General features: G+C 42.0%; 2 protein-coding genes. Both read left to right on the plus strand.

Features of this window, described 5'->3' with window-relative positions; all coding sequences use genetic code 11:
- Positions 1 to 187: 187 nt before the first annotated feature.
- Positions 188 to 7,681, plus strand: a complete 7,494-nt coding sequence (locus tag H5S41_RS11790) for a Rib/alpha-like domain-containing protein (protein ID WP_182603455.1) — start codon at positions 188 to 190, stop codon at positions 7,679 to 7,681.
- 524 nt (positions 7,682 to 8,205) lie between these two features.
- The gene (locus H5S41_RS11795; RefSeq protein ID WP_182603456.1) at positions 8,206 to 22,842 is read left to right on the plus strand and encodes a mucin-binding protein; all 14,637 of its coding nucleotides are present in this window, start codon (positions 8,206 to 8,208) and stop codon (positions 22,840 to 22,842) included.
- Positions 22,843 to 23,002: the final 160 nt, after the last annotated feature.

A 23,002-nucleotide genomic window follows, 5' to 3' on the forward strand; every position in this document is an offset into this window, starting at 1 on the left:
TTTGCGTTTGTGGTTACAAATGATCAATCAATCATATGTTTAAAGGTTTCAGAATCTGTAACCGTTACTCTCGTAATAAGTTTGTGATTTATTCATTAATTAATTGATTTAAAAAGGTTGATACGGGGACTATGATTAGCATTGTAATATGATTATTAATTTTTTTATTTTTTGAGGGGGAAATAAAATGTTATCAAAAAATAATCGGAAAGAACAATTTTATAAGCAAGAACCTAAAAAGCAGCGTTTTGCAATAAAAAAGCTAACTATCGGGGTTGCATCTGTTTTAATTGGATTTACTTTTATGGGTCTTAGCGCCTATGCGGCTGATGACGTAAACCCTGAGATTAATAGCGGGGTACAAACATCTGCCGTGGAGACAAGTAATGATGATAATGCTACTTCTAGCGGCAATCAGCAGACTTCATCGGCGAGCGCAAATGAAACGAATGCAAGTAATGCGGCTAGCGGATCGAACAACGCTACAAACGATGCTAAAACCACTAAAGGAGCTACTCCAGCTGGTGAAGGCCAGGCAGCGAAAGAGCAAAAAGCAACCATACCAGCACCTGCTACGAATAATGGCAATGTCGTAACTAAAGACGCGGTAACAAATGCGGCTGCGGAAAATAAATCGCAGGTCAATGACACTGTTAAAGTAGGCAATTATTCTGAATTTTTGACTGCATTAGGTAATAAAGACGTCAATACCATTACTTTGACTGGCAATATTGACGGGAGTACTCAGCTTCCTAATTCGCAAAATTCTTTAGCAGATTACGATCAAATTACTAATCAAGGAGTAGCACACACTGTCACCATCAATGGTCAAAACCAGTACAGCTTGAAGATGGGTGCGCGGTATATTTACTTTACTAACAATACAGAAACTAATAATAACCATTGGAATATTACTTTTGCCGGATTAAGTAATATTCAGGCGCAAAATACACAATATGGATTATTATGTATCCAGACAAATGATCCATCGAAAGATTCGATTAACTTTAAGAATGTTAACGTAGACGCGACAACGCTTAATGCTGGTTTTGGCAGCGGTGCTGTAAATGTTACGTTCTCTGGAAATAATGTTCTTAAAGGAGAGCTTAGCGACAATAATGCTTTAGTACAAACTAATAACTTAGAAATTAAAGATGGAACGACGACCGTAACGCCAACTGCTAATAATGCAACTGGTGCGACGAGCTTTAGTGTGGCTGGAAATGCGCTTATTGATTCTAATGCTAAATTAAATATTGTAAGTACCGCTGATAATGTTGCCGGAATTACATTCACCACGGGTGCGGGCAATCAAACTATTGATAATGCAACAACGGGTATTTTGCGCCTAATGCCGAATGCACAGGTAGTAATGAATTTAGGTGCCGGTAAGTCGATGGCGGTCATGAAGGCTAGTGATATTGATTTACAAAATGGGTCGCAACTAAGTGTTAATACTAAGATGAATACCATGAAGACCACTGGTTCCCGTGCATATGCCCCAATTGAACTTGATTCTGGTCAGAATGATGTCGCTGATAGTACTGTCCAAATTGGTAAGGATGCTAAGTTAGCGATTATTCGGACAGGAGTTACCCACTCTGATTCGCCGTTATTATCCATGGGTCCTAATGTTGGCTTGGGGAATAACTACCATTTGCTAGTTAATGGCGGTATCCTTGATTTACAAGATTCGGCTAACTCTGATTTGTGGCCGACGACAGCAGCAAGCAATAACTATCAGGAAGGCTGGCCTGGCATCATTACAATGTGGGGGACGAGCAGTACTGACCAGATTCAGTTTACAAATCCAAAGTTAGTAAATATTGTACGTACAAACGCAACAACTCGTGGCAGTTACTTAATCCACTTGGATAGTGCCGGTCCCCGGAAGAGCTCACTACAAATAAATTCAGCAGATACAGAATATGTAACACCAATCACGATGCGGACTGTCGGATCAGCTGAACCGACAACGTGGAACATTAAGTATTTGAGTAATGCAAGTCAAGGTGGCGATTGGGCTTATAGTTTCCAAAAGCTTACCAACAATAATACGGATTATTATTTCTATGGTTCAGAATATATGAATCATGCGGAAAATGTGCCTGATCGTGGTAATAATGAAGTGATTTTAGCTGCTGCGCCAACTGATACCGGGTACACCAGTTTTAGCGGTGGAAACTACCTTGATAATGATGGGAATAAAGTATCTTTGGCAGAGGGGCAATCAAAAGCTTCCCAAGCCCTAAATAGTTTCATCAATCACTTTAGCTGGTGGAACGGTTCTGGCGTAGCGTTTGGTAGCGACCTTCAGCAAAAGAATGAATATCAGCCGACTTATGAAGGAACCCAAGTAAAGCAGGGCCAACAAGCTGAAACCAAGGCGCCATTGTTTAAAGACGCTGATAATAAAGAAGTTAGCGCTCCTAACGGGGTAGAGTTTTCGTTGGGTGCTAATACCCCAGATTGGGTAAAGAGCATTTCAAGTAACGGTGCGATTACAGTTGCTCCGACAACTCAAACTAGTGTTGGCTTGTACAATATTCCGGTTAAGGTTACGTATTCGGACGGGACGATTGATAATGTTGTGGCACCGATTTATGTTGGAGACGCAACGCACACAATTGTGTTTGGCAATAATGGTGCCGTCGCGGTTGTAACAAATCCATTGCTGCTTCACCAAACAACGGCCCAATCCATGAATGTTGACGCAAATCAAGCGGTTAAGGAGTTTGATGTTTACACCTCTAATTCGACTGATTCAACAGTTCTTAATACGACTCCTGAAAAATTCACCTATAACGATGGGCAATTTATCGATGGTGTTAACAACTTAGGCGGAACAGACCTAGTAAACTGGAATGGCGAATTTTCAACGGTAACTTCACCAGCAACCTTATCTGTTTCAAAGGCTGGCAACATTACAATTACATTTTCCGAAGACACATTGCCAGTTAAGCTGGGGATCTTTACGGCAAACTATAAGGTAAATTCTAATGTTTCTACTACATTGGCGGGTGCAGTTCTTAAAGAAAATGCAAGCCTGACGATAAGCAAGGGTAGTACTCCGGATTCAGCGCAGCTTAAATCATTAGTTGATAATAGTGCGCTTGATACACTTCCTAGTTCAATCAAGGCAATCAATTATGAATTAGTGCCAGGAACGGACACGAATACAGTCGGTAAACAAGATCTTGCCATTCGGATTATCTTTAATGATAAGGATGCCAATGGAAATAATACTTATCTTGATTTAGCCCCAGTTCAAGACGGGCTTACTGTCATTGCGGATAAGACAGATGCCGAAAAGAATGATCCAGTAGGCCAGAACATTACGACTGACTTGAATCAAGTTCCAGCAGCAGAAAAGGGAATTGAGAACGCCAACCTATTAACTAATGTTCAAAAGATTTCCTGGAGTGATGAAGCCCAGGTAGCAAACGATGTTAAAACCGCGGGAACTTACAATGAAGATATTACTGTCACGTATAATGATGGCTCCAAAGATACTGTTGCGATTAAACTGACGGTCATTGATAATCGGACAGATGCCGAGAAATACACCCCAGAAGGTCAAGATGTCACTGTTAAGAAGGGTGAAACTCCAGACCCGACAGCCGGCATCAAGAATAAGACCGACTTACCAGCTGGCACTAAGTACACTTGGAAGAATACTCCTGACACAACCGCTCCAGGCGATAAGCCAGCAGTAGTTGTCGTAACGTATCCAGACGGTTCAAAAGATGAAGTGCCGGTAACAATCCATGTCACTAACCCCCAAACAGACGCCGATAAGTACACTCCGCAAGGTAAACCGGTAACAACTGATCAGGGGACTGTTCCCGCTGCTAAGAATGGGATTGCTAATCTCAATGACCTTGGGACTCCAGCGCCTAGTGTTGCTTGGACTGACCCTGACCAAGTTAAGACTGACGTTCAAACACCAGGTACTTATAAGGGTGTTGGAATCACGGTTACTTATCCCGATGGTTCACAAGACACGGTTAAGGTTGATTTGACAGTTAATGAACCAGCACCAACAGTTAAGGATAGCGATACCTACGAACCAAACTATTCACCTGTTTCAACAACAGTTAATAACCCGATTACCGCCACCCCAAGCTTTACTAAGAACGGTCAGACTGTTCCTGTAGCAAATGTTCCGGTCAAGAGGTTCAGCCTAGGCTCAGTTGATCCTGCCGCTGGGGCAACGATTGATCCGACGACCGGGAAAGTAACAATTAAGCCAACAAAGAGCGGTGATTACACAATCCCTGTTACCGTAACTTATAATGATGGTTCGGTTGACCACCCGACAATTACAGTTAAGGTTACTGATGGTACTAAAGTTATTAACCCTGGGGATGAAGGTACTACAGACGATATGTTTAAGACGATTACTCGGAAGATTATCGTTAATAACCCTTACACCGGTAAAGAAAATGTAACCACCCAGAATGTTCAATTCCAACGTTCTAAGACGGTCAACGCGGTCACTGGTGGAACGCTTAGCTATGGTGATTGGACTATTAAACCAGGGACAAGCGATGTATGGGAAAACTTCACCGCTCCTGAGTTTGCTGGTTACGTTCCAGAAACAGCAGATGTTCCGGCAGTAACTGTCACGGTGGAAACAAAGGACACAACTGTTACAATCAACTACAACCCAACCGATGCTACTAAGTACACGGCAGAAGGCGGCAATATTACGGTCAACAAGGGTCACAAGTTGACTGACGGCGATGCTGCCGATGCAATCGTTAATAAGACTGAATTACCAGCAGGCACTAAGTACACTTGGAAAGATGCCCCTGATACTAATGTGGTTGGAGAACGAAACGGAATTGTTTCCGTAACTTATCCTGATGGGTCCGTTGATGATGTGCCGGTAATGGTTCATATCACTGATGATGCTAATAAGTATACGCCAGAAGGACAACAAATTACGATTAAGCAGGGCGATCCAGTTCCTGATCCAGCAGCTGGTATCAAGAATAAGACCGACTTACCAGCAGGCACTAAGTACACCTGGAATGTTGCGCCAGATCCATCTAAGGTAGGAGAACAACCAGTAGTCATTAATGTTACCTACCCAGACGGCTCACAAGATCAGGTTCCGACAACGGTAATTGTTACTGAACCAACGACCCCAACACCAGATAAGACTGACGCGGACAAGTATGATCCAGAAGGGCAAGTAGTTACAGTCAATAAAGGTGAAAAGCTTCCTGCTGCTAGCGAAGGAATCGCAAATAAGGGCGACCTTCCACAAGACACTAAGTATAGCTGGAAGACCCCAGTTGACACGACTACATCGGGCGATAAGCCAGCTGTCATTGTTGTTACCTATCCTGATGGGTCGAAAGATGAAGTGCCGACAACCGTTCATGTCAACCCAACCGATGCCGATAAGTACACTCCTAAAGGCCAAAATATCGCGGTTAATAAGGGTGCAAAGGTGCCAGATGCTTCAACTGCCATCACTAATGGATCTGATTTGCCAAAGAATACGACTTATACTTGGGAAACCACTCCTGACACAAATAAAGTTGGTAAACAGCCAGCGGTCGTTGTTGTCACTTACCCTGATGGCTCAAAGGACACTGTGCCGGTAGTTATTACGGTTAAGAACCCAGCAACGCCAACACCAGAAAAGACGGATGCTGACAAGAATGATCCACGGGGCGGCACGATTGATGCAACGCTTGGTGAAAACTTAGCTAACAAGGCGAGTGAAGGAATTGTCAATAAGAACGAACTCACGAACGTCAAGAGCTACACTTGGACTAATGGCACGCCGTCAACCATGACTGCTGGCTTAACAATGCAATCAGTCACGGTAACTTACGATGATGGTTCAAAGGATGTTGTTCCGGTTTACGTCAACGTTACAAGTGATGCCGACAAGTACACTCCAGAACCGGCTGTTGTTACGGTTAAATCAGGTGAAACGCCAAATCCGGCTGATGGTATCAAGAATAAGGGCGACCTTCCACAAGGTACCAAATATAGCTGGAAGACGCCGGTTGATACGACCACACCAGGGAACAAGCCAGCCGTTGTTGTCGTTACCTATCCAGATGGTTCAAAAGATGAAGTGCCAACTGTGGTTCATGTAACTAAACCGACAGATGCTGATGAAAATACGCCAGTTACCCAGCCGATCAATACGGTAAAGGGACGGGTACCAAATCCAGCTGACGGTATTAAGAACCTTAAAGATTTGCCAGCTGGAACAACAGTTAGCTGGACTGACCCCGATAAGGTTGCTCAAGATGTTAATACGACTGGCGATCACGATGAAAAGGTTGTTGTCACCTACCCTGATGGCTCAAAGGACACGGTCAATGTCACTGTTAAGGTTACGAATGATATTAAACCATTGCCATATAACAAGAATAATGCTGCCATGAACAGCACGGTTACCCGGACGATCATAGTAACTAATCCTGATGGGACAAAGACAACGTCAACTCAAACCGCTAAGTTTACTCGCGACGGGGTTGAGATTAACGGTGTGGCTCATTACAACGCATGGCAACCGGCATCACAAACCCTTTCGGCGGTAACGATTAATCAAATCAAGGGTTACACTGCCAAGGTTAATGGAGATGCTGGTGAAGTGACTGTTAATGGAGATAGCACTGATATGACGGTTGAGATTAGCTATCAGGCTAACCAGCCAGTTGGTCAAGAAATCACCACTAACAAGGGTCAATTACCAGAGCCAAGTACTGGAATTAAGAATAAGAATGACTTGCCAGATGACACTAAGTACGAATGGAAAGATACACCAGATGTAAATACTGCTGGTGATAAATCTGCGACAGTTGTAGTCACTGCCCCTGATGGAACCAAGACTGATGTACCTGTTACGATCCGTGTTCAACCAACTGATGCTGATAAGTACATTCCAGAAACGCAGCCGGTTGTAACGCCAAATGGTCAAGTTCCTGGTGCTAATACTACGATTAAGAACCTTGATAACTTACCAAGCGGTACCAAGGTTGACTGGGTTGATCCAAATAAGGTTACTCAGGACGTCAAAAACGATGGTACGCATTCTGAAAAGGCGGTAGTAACTTATCCAGATGGTTCAAAAGATGTTGTGACGGTAACTGTTAAGGTCATTACACCGCAAGGACAGGATATTTCAACCAATCAAGGTCAGTTGCCAAACCCAGCAGATGCAATTAAGAATAAGGATCAAATGCCAACGGGAACTAAGTATGTTTGGAAGCAAGCACCGGATGTAAATACGCTCGGTAATCATGCCGGGGTAGTTAAAGTCATCTTCCCTGACGGTGCAACATATGATGTTACTGTTCAAGTTCATGTTCTTACAGGCACAAACTCAAACAGTAATAGCAATGAGAATGGCGAGATGAACAGTGGTGCTAATAGCGCTGAAACAGATAACAATATGAATAATGAAAATGGCATTAATGGTGGAAACGCCACTCTGAACGCCGGTACTGCGAATACAAATAGCAGTCAACTCAGTGCCGACAATACTGCCGCTACGAATAACAACGGCAGTCAGCAAGCCATGAAGAAGTTACCGCAAACTGGTAATGATTCATCCAAGCTTAGTGCGTTAGCTGGCTTGAGCCTTGCTTCTCTTGCAGGCATCTTTAGCTTTGCGGGTCGTGATAGGAAACGTAAGGCTGATAAGTAATTAAACTAACTGATTCCCCCTCTCAGAGTCTAGCTTAAGTACGATGCCGAAATTAAAGAGCGTGAATACTCGTTAAAATGATGAGTATTCACGCTCTTTTTATCTAGCTATAAATCAAGAAAATTGCTTAAATACAGATAGGGGGATGAGTGAAAAATACGATTGGATTGAGGGAGATAAATTTCTCTAAAAGAACGGCAAGTGTTGATAAATAACGTACACGAGAAGTTAATGATTGATAAGCAAAGTTGGCGAAAGCTACATAGAAGTTGAATGAAAAACTTTTCATGTGTTCAAAAAATCTTCTAAAAAAAGTATTATTTTTCAAAAACGCTAAACGCTGATGTGACAAGCATTTATCAATGATTAACCAAATTTTGGTAAAACGCTTGCGAAAATAACTTGATAAATAGGGTTGCCTTTTTCCTTAGAAACTATATATTAGTAATTGTAAACAAGTTATGTGCACTGTTAATTTGTATTATTTATTCGACAATAAAGCCTAACAAGGGGGACGTAAATTTATGTTATCGCATAATAACTGGGAAGAACAAATAAAGAAATATGAACCCAAAAAGCAACGTTTCACCATCAAGAAATTATCTGTTGGTGTAGCGTCTGTTTTGCTTGGTGTGACATTTGCTGCAGGAACCGCCTCAGCAGATAGCACCACTGCAAATGCTGATTCTGCTTCTGGAAGCGACTCAGCAGAACAAACTGATCATAATTTAACATTAAACTCAACTAGCACTTCTACTTTGAAGTCTGCTACAGCTGCCAGCCAAAACAACAGTGCTTCAGCTGCTGTCCAAAATCCAGCAGGTGATGTTAAGGCGCAAGCAGCCAATGATTACGAAGCTGCCGTTAGCGCTGCTGTTGCTAATGCTTCTAGTGATGTAGCTAGTGACGCTGTTCAAAACAGCAGTGCTTCATCAGTACAAAGCTCATCAGCCGCTGATTCAAGCACTCAAGCAAGTGCTGTTAAGTCAACAGCTACACAAGCATTTTCTGTAAGATCAGCAGCTGTAAATAACTTCAACTATGCAAGCGTATTTGCAAGTTTAGCTGCAATGCAACAATCAAATAATGATAATGCTGCTGCACAAGCTGACACTAACGCTGCTGATAGTGAATACAGCAATTACAAGACAGTTACTGACTGGTCTGGCCTTCAAAGTGCAATTTCTAGCGGTGCTCAAGGTGTAAACATTAAGGGAACTATTAATCCTGGTTGGTTTAGCAATGGCAACTTAAACATTAATGGTAACTTCACTATCCATGGTGTTGACGGTGCCGTATTGAACCTTGGTCAAAATTATATTTTAAATAATGGCCAATTAACACTTGATGATATTACGCTTAATGGGGCTGTATTGGGTGACGGTACAGTAACTATTAAGGGGACAGTTAATTCTACTGTTACTGATACTGCTACTAGTGGAAGCCAAGAATTGCAAGGATTTGCAAATCCAAATAGGACTGCTTCTGGTGCTGGTGCCGGTGCCTCAGCAGACCCACATGGTGTATATAGTTTAATCAATACTAGTGGATATTTAGTAAATCAATGGCAAAACAGAAAGGTTCCAAACTTCCACGCTGGTAACTTAACTGTTGATGCTAATGCTACATTAAACATTAGGCGAACAGCTACTGGTGATGGTATTGTTCTTAAAGATGGTGCTGTAACTGACGGCCTTAATAATATTACTCAGTCCACAAACTATGGTAAGTTAAATATTGGTAATAATGCTACATTAACCATTAACTTAAAGAATAGTAATATGAGTGGCGAAGAAATTAAGTCCGCTCAAAATGGCGTTAAAATTGATAACCTTAACGCCGGTGTTCGTGTAAATACTAGCGGTTCATTTGTAACTGGAGAAAATGCCCACATTACAATGAATGTAGGTACTGGTAGAGGTATTGTATTCAGTGAACGTAGCAATACTGGTGTTGCGAATGATGCTACAAACTATGTCAGTCGTGGTGAATCTGGCGCTAATGGATTAAATGCCACTGGTAATGATGTAATTGGTCCTTGGGTTCAACAAAACTCAGCTATCAAGAATACATTTAGTTTAGGCAAAAATTCTACCTTTAACTTTGTAGGTAGAGATGCATTTATGCTTGGTAACCGTGCAACCTTTAACTCAGGTGAAGGTAGTAACATTCTTGTTCATACCTACGGACATGGTAATGCAATTGACATGGGTGGATTCAGTTCACTGAATATTGACTCTGGGTCAACAGTTCAATTCTTCTCTGAAGGTAAAAACGGTGGTGGTGACTATCACCAAAATAACTACGTTGCGTTAGGTGCAGATGGTAAGATTAATGTTTTGAAAGACGCAACATTAAGAGTTATTTTAACTGGTCGTGGTTCCTCAGATCTTAACGATGATATCAACATTGCTTCCTATGGTAACTATGATCCAAAGATTTATGTTGGTAACAATGCTACATTAGATGTACAAAGTGACGCTACTCAGGGTAACGCAGAGTTAATTGCTATTCCTCTTCCATCATCTAATTCAATTAACTTTATTCTTGATAATGTTAAGTATGTTAACCTTCAGAAAACAGCGAATATTACTGCAACCATTTTGGCTCCTGCTTCACCAGATTTATCTTCAGCTTTGAGCAAATATGGTTACCCAGCATCAAGAAATGGTTACGGTAACTTGCTTTTCATGAATGCTGGTAGAGGACAAAATGCTCACTTCCAAGCTTTCGGTGATTTGGCAGCATTTAAGTGGAATAGTGCATTAAAGGATAATAATTGGACACCTAATTTAAGTAGTAACGGCTTGCAATATGATCCTAATCAATCAGTAAGTAAGAACTACCAAAACTTTGAAAATTCTGCGGATCAAACATGGTCTAATATGTATGGATTTGACATTCCATATGCTGGATTCTCCAAGACAAGTACTGGTGGTAGTGTTTGGGTAGATCCAAGTGGCTCAACTGCAGGTACTAATGTCAACAGTAACAACGGTGCTGCTTTCTCAGATCTTGTAAAAGGTTTCTCACCATATATGTCACAACGTCTTGTTGTAATTGGACATAGTATGCAACCCGTAAAGGAACAACGGACAGTTCACTATGTAGTCCAAAGTGTAGACGAAAATGGTAATCCTGTTGAAACTGACCCAACACAAATGCGTGAAATCGCAAATCCATACGTTCAAAGTGCGCAAGGTAATAATGCACAAAGCCAACAATTATACAAAGATAATGCAACCGATCAATTAGTTGCAGTTGAACGTAATGCTGATGGTACGCCAAAACTTGATGCTAATGGTGCAGTAATTCCAATTCGTGATTCTAATGGTAACTATGTTTCTGATGGAGACAGTGTTAACTGGAAGAACGTTAAGGGAACTATTGTTAAAGGTAGCGACGGTCACTACTATTTCCAAGGTTATACTGCCCCATCTACTATTTCAGGTAAGGACAGTAATGGTAATGAAGTAACATCGCTTGATGGTGGCTTATACAAGTTAGCAACTGCTGCGCAATTAGCTTCAATCAGCAATACTTCACAAGTTGTTAAAGATGGTAAAATCAACAACTCAAAGGCTTTTGCAAATACTCAAAATGACTTTAAGAGTGGCAATTTCTACAACACTTACAAAGATGGTAACTTGTATGTTGTTTACCGTGAAGTTAATCAAAAAGCTAATCTAAAGATTGTTGATAGTACTACTGGAAAGACATTAAAGACTTACGACACAGCAGGTCAAACTGATCAAGCAATCAATTTTGCTAATGGTAATGTTAACCCTGCTACAGATGTAGAAAACTATATTAAGAATGGCTATGTCTTTGAAAAAGCAATCAATGATGCTAATCCAGATAGCGCATTAACAACTAAGAGCTATAGCGATATCAATTTTGGTAACTTTGATTCTGACACCAAGACCGATCAAAGCTTTACAGTTTACTTAAAGCATGGTCTTGAAGATGTTAATAAAGACAATCCTCATGGTCAAAAGGTTCAAGCAACTGTAACACGGATAGTTAACTACACTGTAAATGGTCAACCTTCTGATCAATTGCCAAGCAAGACTGAAAGTGTTGACTTCTCAGCAACAGGTCACTGGGATAAGGTTCTTAAGCAATTAGTAGATGTTGTTGATGGTAAGATACTTGTCGAAAACGGACAGGTAGAAAAAGGTAGCCTTACTTGGACTCCAGAATCTGGAACTCTTAACGGTTACGGTGTACCTGTACTTGCCGGTTACCACGTAGACTCTGTTTCGGCACAACAAGGTGATAAAAACGTAACTACTGATAATGTTGATAGTACTGGTGCTGTTAAGAATGTTACAGTTAACCACACCGACAAGAATATTAATGTAACAGTTAACCTTGTTAAGAATGCTGAAGAAAAGGCTAACTTGAAGATTGTTGATGATACTACTGGCAAGACTTTAGGCACTCTTAACGCTCAAGGCGATGAAAATACACCAATTAGCTTTGTTGGTGGTAAAGCAGCTGTTCAAGGTTACTTAGATAATGGTTACAAGTTCGTTAGTGTTGTAAGTGATGCTAAGGGCAACATTTTGTCAACTACTGATTACGATGCAGCTAACTTTGGTAACTACGATACAGATCCTAATAGTGATCAAAGCTTCACTGTTCACTTGGTACACGGTACTAAGCCAGTTAACCCAGAAAACCCAACTGACAAGTACACTAAGAATGACCTTCAAAAGACATCAACTCGTACTATTAACTATGTTGATGCTAAGGGCAACAAGATTGCTGATTCTGTAACTTCAACAGTTGTATTTAGTGGTTCTGGTTATGTTGATACGGTTACTGGTAACCTTGTTAACTTGAATAATGATGGTTCAATTAAGGATCAAAACGGTAAATTAACTTGGACTTACTCAGTTGACGGTGGTAAAGCTCAAAGCGGCGAAAACTACACATTTGCTGAAACTGCTGAAAAGCCAACCATTCAACATGATGGTGTAGATTACCGCTTTAACAATGTAAACCCAGGTAACTACAACGCTGGTAAGGGTGCTGTTTCTTCGTACCAAGTAGATAATAGTAAGGATAATAACTTAAATGTTAATGTTGTTTACGACAAGATTACTTACAGCACTAAGCGGGTAAATGAAAGAACCGTTAACCGGACTATCAACTACTTGGACGGTAAGACTAGTGAAAAGATTCCTGCAAACTTGATTGCAGGCAACCCAGTTAACCAATCTGCAACACTTTACCAAACTCAAATTGTTGATGATCAAGGTAACGTAAAGGGTATCGGTACTGTTAGTGAGGATGGTACGTCATACACAATCGACAATACTTGGCATGTTGATGGCTCATTTGATGCTGTAACTTCCCCAGACTTAACTAAGAGTGGCTACAAGGCTCCACGCTTTGAAGATGGTCAATCTGCAGCAACTGTAAGTGCCGAAACAGTAAACGAAAACACTCCTAAACAGGACACTGTTAACGTATATTACGACCACAATGAAGTTCCAGTAACACCTGATAATCCTCATGGTGTAGATCCAAAGCAACTTACAAAGGATGTTAATGAAACTGTTCATTACATCGTTGAAGATGGTAAGGCTAAAGCACCAGCCGACAATGTTCAAACTTCTAAGTGGACTCGTACGCTTACTCTTGACGAAGTAACTAAAGAATTAGTTCCTAATGGCCAATACGATACTGAATGGGCAATTGCTAAGGGTGCAAAGACTAACTACGACCAAGTAAATACACCGGTTGTTAATGGCTACTATGCTAATAAGGCAAACGTTCCTGCAACTGCTGTAACTCAAAGTAACATCTACACTGAAGTTACCTACAAGCCACTTGGTCACATTATTCCAGTTGACCCAACTACTGGTGACCCAATTCCAAACGCACCACAACCACAGTTCCCTAACGATCCAACAGATCCAACGAAGGGTAACCCTGGTGAAAAGCCAACTGTTCCAGGTTACCACCCACAAGATGGCAAGCCAGGCGAACCAGTTAGCCCAGTTCCAGGCAACCCAGGCGAAGATGTTAAGGTTCCTTACGTTAAGGACCAAGGTACTGTTTCAGTTATCTTCCACGATGACACTACCAACACTACTATTCCAAACGTTGGTTTCAACTCTGGTGATGCAGCAGCAGATACCCCTGTAACTTACAACCCTGAAACGAACATTTCTGATCTTGAAAAACAAGGTTATGTATATGTACGTACTGAAGGTACTCTTCCTGATAAGGTTGAAGCAAATAAGAACATTACAGTTACTGTTCACATGAAGCACGGTGTACAACCAGTAACACCAACTACACCACCAACTGATGTACCAAAGAACACACCAAAGGAAGCTCAACCAGATCAATTGACAAAGAAGGTTAACTTAACTGTTAGCTATGTCAATGCTGATGGCACTGACTTCACTGGTAATGTTCCAGCTAACGCTAAGCAAACTGCTACATTTACTGGTACTGCTTATGTTGACAAGATTACTGGTAAGTTAGTAAATGCTAAGCAAGAAAACGGCAAGTGGGTAATTAATACTGATGACACTGCAACTCCAGAAATTACTTGGACTAGCGACAAGACTTCATTTGAAGGGGTAACTTCACCAACTGAAGAAGGTTACCACGTATCTAATGTGTCAAGTCATGCAGATGGTGACAATGTTGCTGCAATCACTGGCTTAACTAAGGATAGCCAGGACGTCACTGTTACTGTAACTTACGCTAAGAACGATACTGAAATTAAGAATCATCAAGAAGTTAAGGCTTCACAAGTTGTTAAGTACGTTGATGAAAATGATAATGAATTAAGTGAAACTAAGAACCAAAACTTCACATTTGTTTACACTGGTGACACTTACGACAAGGAAACTGGTAAGAAAATTGCTACTGGTAAGTGGCTTGCTGTAAGTCACGACTTTAGCAGTGAAGATGTTCCAACAGTTAATGGTTACGTTGCTGTTAAGGGCTTCACTCGTGATGATAATGACAAGGTTGTTGCAGGTGGATTCACTACTGCTTACGATGCAACTGATGCAAAGCGTAACCGAGTATTCAAGGTTGTTTACAAGAAGGTTGGTAAGATTGTTCCACAATTACCAGATGGTAAGCCTGTACCGAATGTACCAGACGTTCCATACACTAATGATCCAACCGACCCAACTGCGGTAACTCCAGATGAACCTACACCTAAAGATCCAACTGGTACGTATACTCCAGAAGTTCCATCAGTAACACCAGAAGTACCAACTAAGGATACTCCAGTTGTTTACCACGCTAATGAAGCTAGTCTTAAGGTTCAATATATTGACCAAGATGACAACAATGCGGTTCTTCATACAGATTCAGTAGATGGTAAGCTTGGTGAAAAGCTTACTTACACAACTGCTGATGAGATTAAATCACTTGAGGGCCAAGGATATGTTCTTGTAAGTGATGGCTTCACTGGTAAAGCTGGTGCAGACTTTACTAAGGAAAATAATGGTAAGACTTACCAAGTTATCCTTAAGCACGGTGTACAACCAGTAACACCAACTACGCCACCAACTGATGTGCCAAAGAACACACCAAAGGAAGCTCAACCAGATCAATTGACAAAGAAGGTTAACTTAACTGTTAGCTATGTCAATGCTGATGGCACTGACTTCACTGGTAATGTTCCAGCTAACGCTAAGCAAACTGCTACATTTACTGGTACTGCCTATGTTGACAAGATTACTGGTAAGTTAGTAAATGCTAAGCAAGAAGATGGCAAGTGGGTAATTAATACTGATGACACTGCAACTCCAGAAATTACTTGGACTAGCGACAAGACTTCATTTGAAGGGGTAACTTCACCAGCAGAAAATGGTTACCACGTATCTAACGTTTCATCACATGCTGATGGTGACAACGTTGCTGCAATTACCGGTTTAACTAAGGATAGCCAAAACATCACTGTTACTGTAACTTACGCTAAGAACGGTACAACTGTAATTAATGGTAAGAAAGTAACACCTACCCAAACTGTTAAGTTCGTTGATGGTGAAGGTAATGAGCTTAAGCCAAGTATCAAAGAAACCGGTGCAGACTTTGTTTACAGTGGAGACACTCTTGATGAAGTAACTAATCAGATTACTAAGACTGGTAGTTGGTATAGTACAAGCCATACATTTGGTACTCAAGATGTTCCGGTAATTGATGGTTACGTTGCGGTATCTGGTTACACTAACCAAAACGGTAAATTTGTTGCAGGTGGTTTAACTGCTACACTTGATGATCCAAATGTAGTTGCAACTGTTGTTTACCAAAAGGTTGGTAACATTGTTCCACAATTACCAGATGGTACGCCGGTTCCTAATCCAGACAAGCCGGGTGAAAATGTACCAAACAAGCCGTACACTAATGATCCATCGAACCCAACGGATGTAAATCCAAAAGAACCGGTACCAAACATTCCTGGCTATCGTCCAGAAGTTCCTACTGTAACACCAGAAGTTCCAACTAAGGACACTCCAGTTGTCTACAACCAAATCCAAAAGGCTGACTTGACGATTGTTGATCAAGATAACGGCAACAAGCAAATTGTTGTTTCAGGAGTAACTACTAAGTTTGCTACTGATGGTATTAACGGTGAAGCAATTACTTTTGCTGGTAATGAAGCTGCTGTTAAGGCCCTTGAAAACATGGGTTATGTATATGTTGACTCTGACTTCACTAGTGGTACTAAGTTCGATGGCGATGGCGCTACTGACCAACACTTCACGATTACAATGAAGCATGGTACTCAACCAGTTAACCCATCTACTCCTGGTAAGCCGGGTGAACCAATTAACCCTAACGATCCAGAAGGTCCTAAGTACCCACAAGGTTCTGACCAAGTAACTAAGAATGTTACGCGGACAATCCAATATGTAGATGAAAATGGCAACCAATTAAGAAACTCAGTTGAACAACCAGTTAACTTCACTGCTGAAGGGGTTCTTGATAAAGTAACCGGTCAATGGAAGACACCATTAACTTGGAGTGGTTCCCAAACTGTCAACGGTGTTAAGTCACCAGTTATTGAAGGCTACCACTTAGTAAGTGTTGATCGTGATGGTGAAGGTAACAACGTTAAGGGTGTAACACTTACTCATGAAAATGACAGTTACACGGTAACGGTTAAGTACGCTAAGAATGGTAAGATCATTCCGGTTGACCCAACTGGCAAGCCAATTCCAAACGTACCAACACCACAGTACCCAACTGATCCAGAGAACCCAGCTAAGGTAACACCTGATGAACCAGTACCATCAATTCCTGGTTACACTCCAGAGGTACCAACGGTAACACCTACTGATCCTGGTAAGGATACACCGGTTAAGTACACACCAGTTGACAATACTCAAAACGCTCAGGTTCGTTACATTGACTTAACTGATAATAAAGAACTTGCCAACTCTGGTAACTTAAGTGGTCAACCTGGTGACAAGATTAATTACAGTACCGCTGACACAATTAAGAGTCTTACTGACAAAGGTTACGTTCTTGTAAATGATGGTTTCCCAGCAGATGCAGCCTTTGATAATGACAAGGGTCACGATCAAGCCTTCACTGTTACATTCCGTCATGGTACACAACCAGTTAACCCTAATGAACCGGGTAAACCAGGACAACCAATCAACCCTAACGATCCGGAAGGTCCTAAGTACCCACAAGGTTCTGACCAAGTAACAAAGAATGTTACGCGGACAATCCAATACGTGGACGAAAATGGTAATAAGGTTAGCGATTCAGTTGAACAACCAGTCAACTTCACTGCTGAAGGTGTCCTTGACAAGGTAACTGGTCAATGGGTAACACCATTAACTTGGAGCGGTTCCCAAACTGTCAACGGTGTTAAGTCACCAGTTGTTGAAGGTTACCACCTAGTAAGTGTTGACCGTGACGGTGAAGGTAATAACGTTAAGGGTGTAACACTTACTCATGAAAATGACAGTTACACGGTAACGGTTAAGTACGCCAAGAATGGTAACATCATTCCAGTTGACCCAACTGGCAAGCCAATTCCAAACGTACCAACACCACAATACCCAACCGATCCAACTGATCCATCGAAGGTAACGCCTAATGAACCAGTACCATCAATTCCTGGATTAACTCCAGAAGTACCAACTGTTACGCCAACTGATCCTGGTAAGAACACACCAGTTAAGTACAGTCAAACTGTTAACGCAACAGTAACTTACATTGATGATGTAACTGGTGAGTCTCTTAAGACTGATTCATTAAGTGGTCTTGAAGGTGTTAAGAGTGATTACTCAACGAAGAGTTCAATTGACGGATACGAAGCTCAAGGCTACAAGGTAGTAAGCGATAACTTCCCTAAAGGTGGTTACACATTCTCTGTTGAAGGAACTCATGACTTCACTGTTCACTTGACACACACAACTTCACCAGTAAACCCAGATCACCCAGGTGCAGGTTACAGTGCAACTGACTTGAAGAAGACTGTTACCCGGACAATCAACTACTTAGATGGTCAAGGTAATGTTGTTGCTCAACAAGTTGCTCAATCATTTGACTTTATCGCTAATGGTACTGTTGATAACGTAACTCATAAGTTAGTTACTGTTGTAGATGGTAAGATTACTGGTGCTGGTGAATTAACTTGGAACGCTGCTAACCATGACTTTGATGCTGTTGAATCACCAGCAGTTAAGGGTATGCATGTAACTAATGTAACTCCTGCTGATCAACGTGATGGTAACAACGTTGCAAAGACAACTGTTAATGCGCAAAGTGGTAACATCATTGTAAATGTTTACTATGCATCAAATGGTACTCACCAAGACGGTGCCAAGAACCTTCTATCAACACAAACTGTTACATTTGTAGATGAAGCTGGTAATGTTCTTCATGTTCCATCAACACTTGACTTTACCTTTGTACGGACACCAGATGTAACTGATCCAGAAGGTAACGTTACAGAAGGTACGTGGACAACTGGTACTAGTCATACTTACAAGACAGTTAATGTTCCGGTAATTCCTGGTTACGTAACTGACCGGACTGTTGCTGGTGGAATGACTGCAACTATTGATAATCTAGATGTTGCTGACAAGGTTGTTTACAAGAAAGTTGGTAAGATTATTCCGGTAGATCCAACAGGTAAGCCAATTCCAGGTGCACCAACACCGGATTACCCTAATGATCCACAAAACCCAACGAAGGTAACTCCTGATGAACCAGTTCCATCAGTACCTGGTTACACTCCAGATGTACCAACAGTAACACCAGGTGTACCAACAGTAGATACTCCTGTAACATACCGTCAAAACGTTCAAGCAACTGTAACTTACATTGATGATGTAACTAACACGGTTCTTGACAGTGATTCCTTAAATGGTCTTGATGGTAAGAAGAGTGACTACTCAACTGCTGGTAAGATTGCTAACTACGAATCACACGGATATGCATTAGTAAGTGATGACTTCCCTAAAGATGGTTACACATTCTCTGTTGAAGGAACTCACAACTTCACAGTTCACTTGACTCACACTACTAGTCCAGTAAACCCAGATCACCCAGGTGCAGGTTACAACAAGACTGACCTTCAAAAGGACGTAACACGGACTATCTACTTTGTGAACACCCAAGATGGAAAGCAAGTTGCTGAACCAGTTAACCAAACAGTAAGCTTCACTGCTAATGGAACTGTTGATAATGTTACTGGTAAGTTGGTAACAGTTGCTGACGGTAAGATTACTGGCCCAGGTGAATTAACTTGGACTCCTGCTCAAGATGTAAAGGGTGTTCAATCACCTGCTGTTAACGGAATGCATGTAACTTTCGTAACTCGTGATGCTGATGGTACTAACGTTAAGGGCGTATCACTTACTCACGATGACTCAAGTTACGATGTATACGTAAACTACGCACCAAACGGAACTACTAACGAACACGGACAAAACATTCCAGCATCACAAACAATTAAATTTGTTGATGAAAATGGCAACACGCTTCGTGAAAACAATGTTCAAACAAGCGAATTTGTCCGGACTCCAGATGTTGTTGATGCCTTCACTGGTAAGACAATTACTGAAGGATCATGGAAGGAAACTAGTCACAAGTTTGGCGTAATCGACGTTCCAGTAATTGACGGTTACGTTGCTACAGTTAAGACTGCTGGTGGATTAACAGCAACTACTGATAATCCAAACGTTGTAACAGAAGTTGTTTACAAGAAGGTTGGTAAGATTATTCCTGTTGATCCAACAGGTAAGCCAATTCCAAATGTACCAACTCCAGAATACCCTAACGATCCAACAGATCCGACGAAGGTAACACCAAATGAGCCGGTACCAACAATTCCTGGTTACACTCCAGAAACACCAACAGTAACGCCAGAAGTACCAACTAAGGATACACCGGTTAAGTACACACCAGTTGACAATACTCAAAACGCTCAAGTTCGTTACATTGACTTGACTAACAATGAAGAAATTGCCAACTCTGGTAACTTAAGTGGTCAACCTGGTGACAAGATCAACTACAGCACTGCTGACACAATTAAGAGCCTTACTGACAAGGGTTATGTCCTTGTAAATGATGGCTTCCCAGCAGATGCAGCCTTTGATAATGACAAGGGTCACGATCAAGTCTTCACTGTTACATTCCGTCATGGTACACAACCAGTTAACCCTAATGAACCAGGTAAGCCAGGTCAGCCAATCAACCCTAACGATCCAGAAGGTCCTAAGTACCCACAAGGTTCCGACCAAGTAACGAAGAATGTTACCCGGACTGTTCAATACGTTGATGAAAATGGCAACAAGATCAGTGATCCAGTTGAACAAACTGTTAACTTCACTGCTGAAGGTGTTCTTGATAAGGTAACCGGTCAATGGGTAACTCCATTAACTTGGAGCGGCAGTCAATCTGTTGCTGGCGTTAAGACCCCAGTTGTTGAAGGCTACCACGTAGTTAACGTTGATCGTGACGGCGATGGCGTCAATGTTAAGGGTGTAACGCTTACTCACGAAAATGATAATTACACGGTTACTGTTCAGTACGCTAAGAATGGTAAGATCGTGCCAGTTGACCCAACAGGCAAGCCAATTCCAAACGTACCAACACCACAGTACCCAACTGATCCAGAGAACCCAGCTAAGGTAACACCAGATGAACCAGTACCATCAATTCCAGGCTTTGTTCCAGAGGTACCAACGGTAACTCCTACTGATCCTGGTAAGGATACACCAGTTCACTACACTCCAGTTGTTAACGACCAAAACGCTGTTGTTAACTATGTTGATCAAGATAACAACAACGCGCAAATCGCAACTTCTGGTAACTTAACTGGTAAGCCGGGCAGCCTAATCGACTACAGCACTGCTGCAACGATCAAGCAGCTTGAAGACCAAGGCTACGTTCTTGTAAGTAACGGTTTCCCAGCCGGCGCAGTCTTTGACAATGATGACAATACTACGCAAACTTACACGGTTGTCTTGAAGCACGGTACAACCACCTTCAAGCCAGATAAGCCTGGTACACCGGGTGAACCAATCAACCCTAACTACCCAGAGGGACCAAAGGTTACAAACGAAGATGTTGATTACAGCAAGGACGTTAAGTTTACTGTCCACTACGTTGGTGCAGGAAGCAACAACCCAGCTGATAACGTTCAAAATGCGCAATGGACTCGTGCTATTACGGTTGACAATGTAACTGGTAAGATCATCAGTTCAACCGAATGGGTAAGCAACAAGGACAGCTACAGCAATGTAGCAACTCCAGTTGTTGAAGGCTACCACGCCGACCGGGCACAGGTTGATGGTCAAAAGGTAACTATGGAAGACCAAGAAGCTACGGTGACCTATGTACCAAATGGTAAGATTGTGCCAGTTGATCCAACAGGAAAGCCAATTCCAAATGTACCAACGCCACAATACCCAACCGATCCAACGGATCCAACTAAGGTAACGCCAGATGAACCGGTACCAACAATTCCTAATTACACTCCAGAAGTACCAACGGTAACACCTACTGATCCAGGTGTTGATACACCGGTTAAGTACACTCCAAATACGGTAAATCCAAAGCCGGCAGTTGACCAAATTGCGGTTGTTAACTACGTTGACCAAGATAACAACAACGCGCAAATCGCAACTTCTGGTAACTTGACTGGTAAGGCTGGCAGTGTAATTAACTACAGTACTGCTGATCAAATCAAGCAGCTCGAAGCCCGTGGTTACGTTCTCGTAACTGATGGCTTCCCAGCCGGCGCAACCTTTGATGATAACGCGGATCAAAACCAAGTCTTCACGGTTGTCTTGAAGCATGGTCATGCTCCAGTTGGTCCTAAGAACCCAGAAGAACCAGGTACACCAGTTAACCCAGGCTACCCAGAAGGTCCAAAGTGGCCTGCAAAGGACAACTACAGCAAGGACTACACTTCAACTGTTCACTTTGTAGATAACAACGGTAACAAGATGCGTGATGACAATGTTCAAACTTCTACATGGACGCGGACATTAATCATCGACAAGGTTACTGGTCAAATCCTCAACCCGAACGAGAACTGGACTTCTGACAAGGCCAGCTACAATGAAGTGAAGGTTCCGGTAATCAATGGTTACGTTGCGGACAAGGCTAACGTTCCAGCTAAGGAAGCAGTTCAACAGAATATTGAAGATACGGTAACCTACACGAAGGTTGGAAACATTGTACCGGTTGATCCAAGCGGTAACCGGATTCCAAATGTTCCAGTTGTGCCATACACTAATGACCCAACAGACCCAACTAAGGTTGTACCAAACGAACCAGTACCTTCAGTTCCGGGAATGACACCAAATGTTACAACAGTAACACCTGATCACCCAACTGTTGATACCCCAGTTGTTTACACGACGCCAACACCGGTTACGCCACAAACACCGGTAACTCCAGAACCAGAAACACCAGCTGAACCAGCACGTCCAGCCGAGACGCCAGCTCAACCGGCAGCGCCTGAAGCACCAGCTGCGCCAAAGGCAGCAACACCTGCCAAGGCAACGCCAGCTGCTAAGCAAGAAGCTAAGAAGCTACCACAAACTGGTAACGAAAACAGCAGTTCTGCAGCAGCTCTTGGATTAGCTGCATTAGGATTAACCGGACTTTTGGCTGCTGGAAAGAAGCGTCGGAAAGAAGATTAATAAAACGTTGAACGGATAAGATAAGCTATGCGGAGAGTTGTGGTTAATTTGAAGATGGTTTATTGCAACGACTTAACAACGTAATGCAATGGATATAGTGGCTTAACAGATTCATAGCAACAAACTCGAAGCAGAAGAAAAAGCTCATGCTAGAAATAGC

Origin of the sequence: Limosilactobacillus albertensis (genome assembly GCF_014145555.1) — a bacterium.
GTDB lineage: Bacteria > Bacillota > Bacilli > Lactobacillales > Lactobacillaceae > Limosilactobacillus > Limosilactobacillus albertensis.

Excerpts from the sequence above, each read along its gene's own strand:
- H5S41_RS11790 (WP_182603455.1), top strand. The coding sequence starts at position 188 with ATGTTATCAAAAAATAATCGGAAAGAACAATTTTATAAGCAAGAACCT.
- H5S41_RS11795 (WP_182603456.1), top strand. The coding sequence starts at position 8,206 with ATGTTATCGCATAATAACTGGGAAGAACAAATAAAGAAATATGAACCC.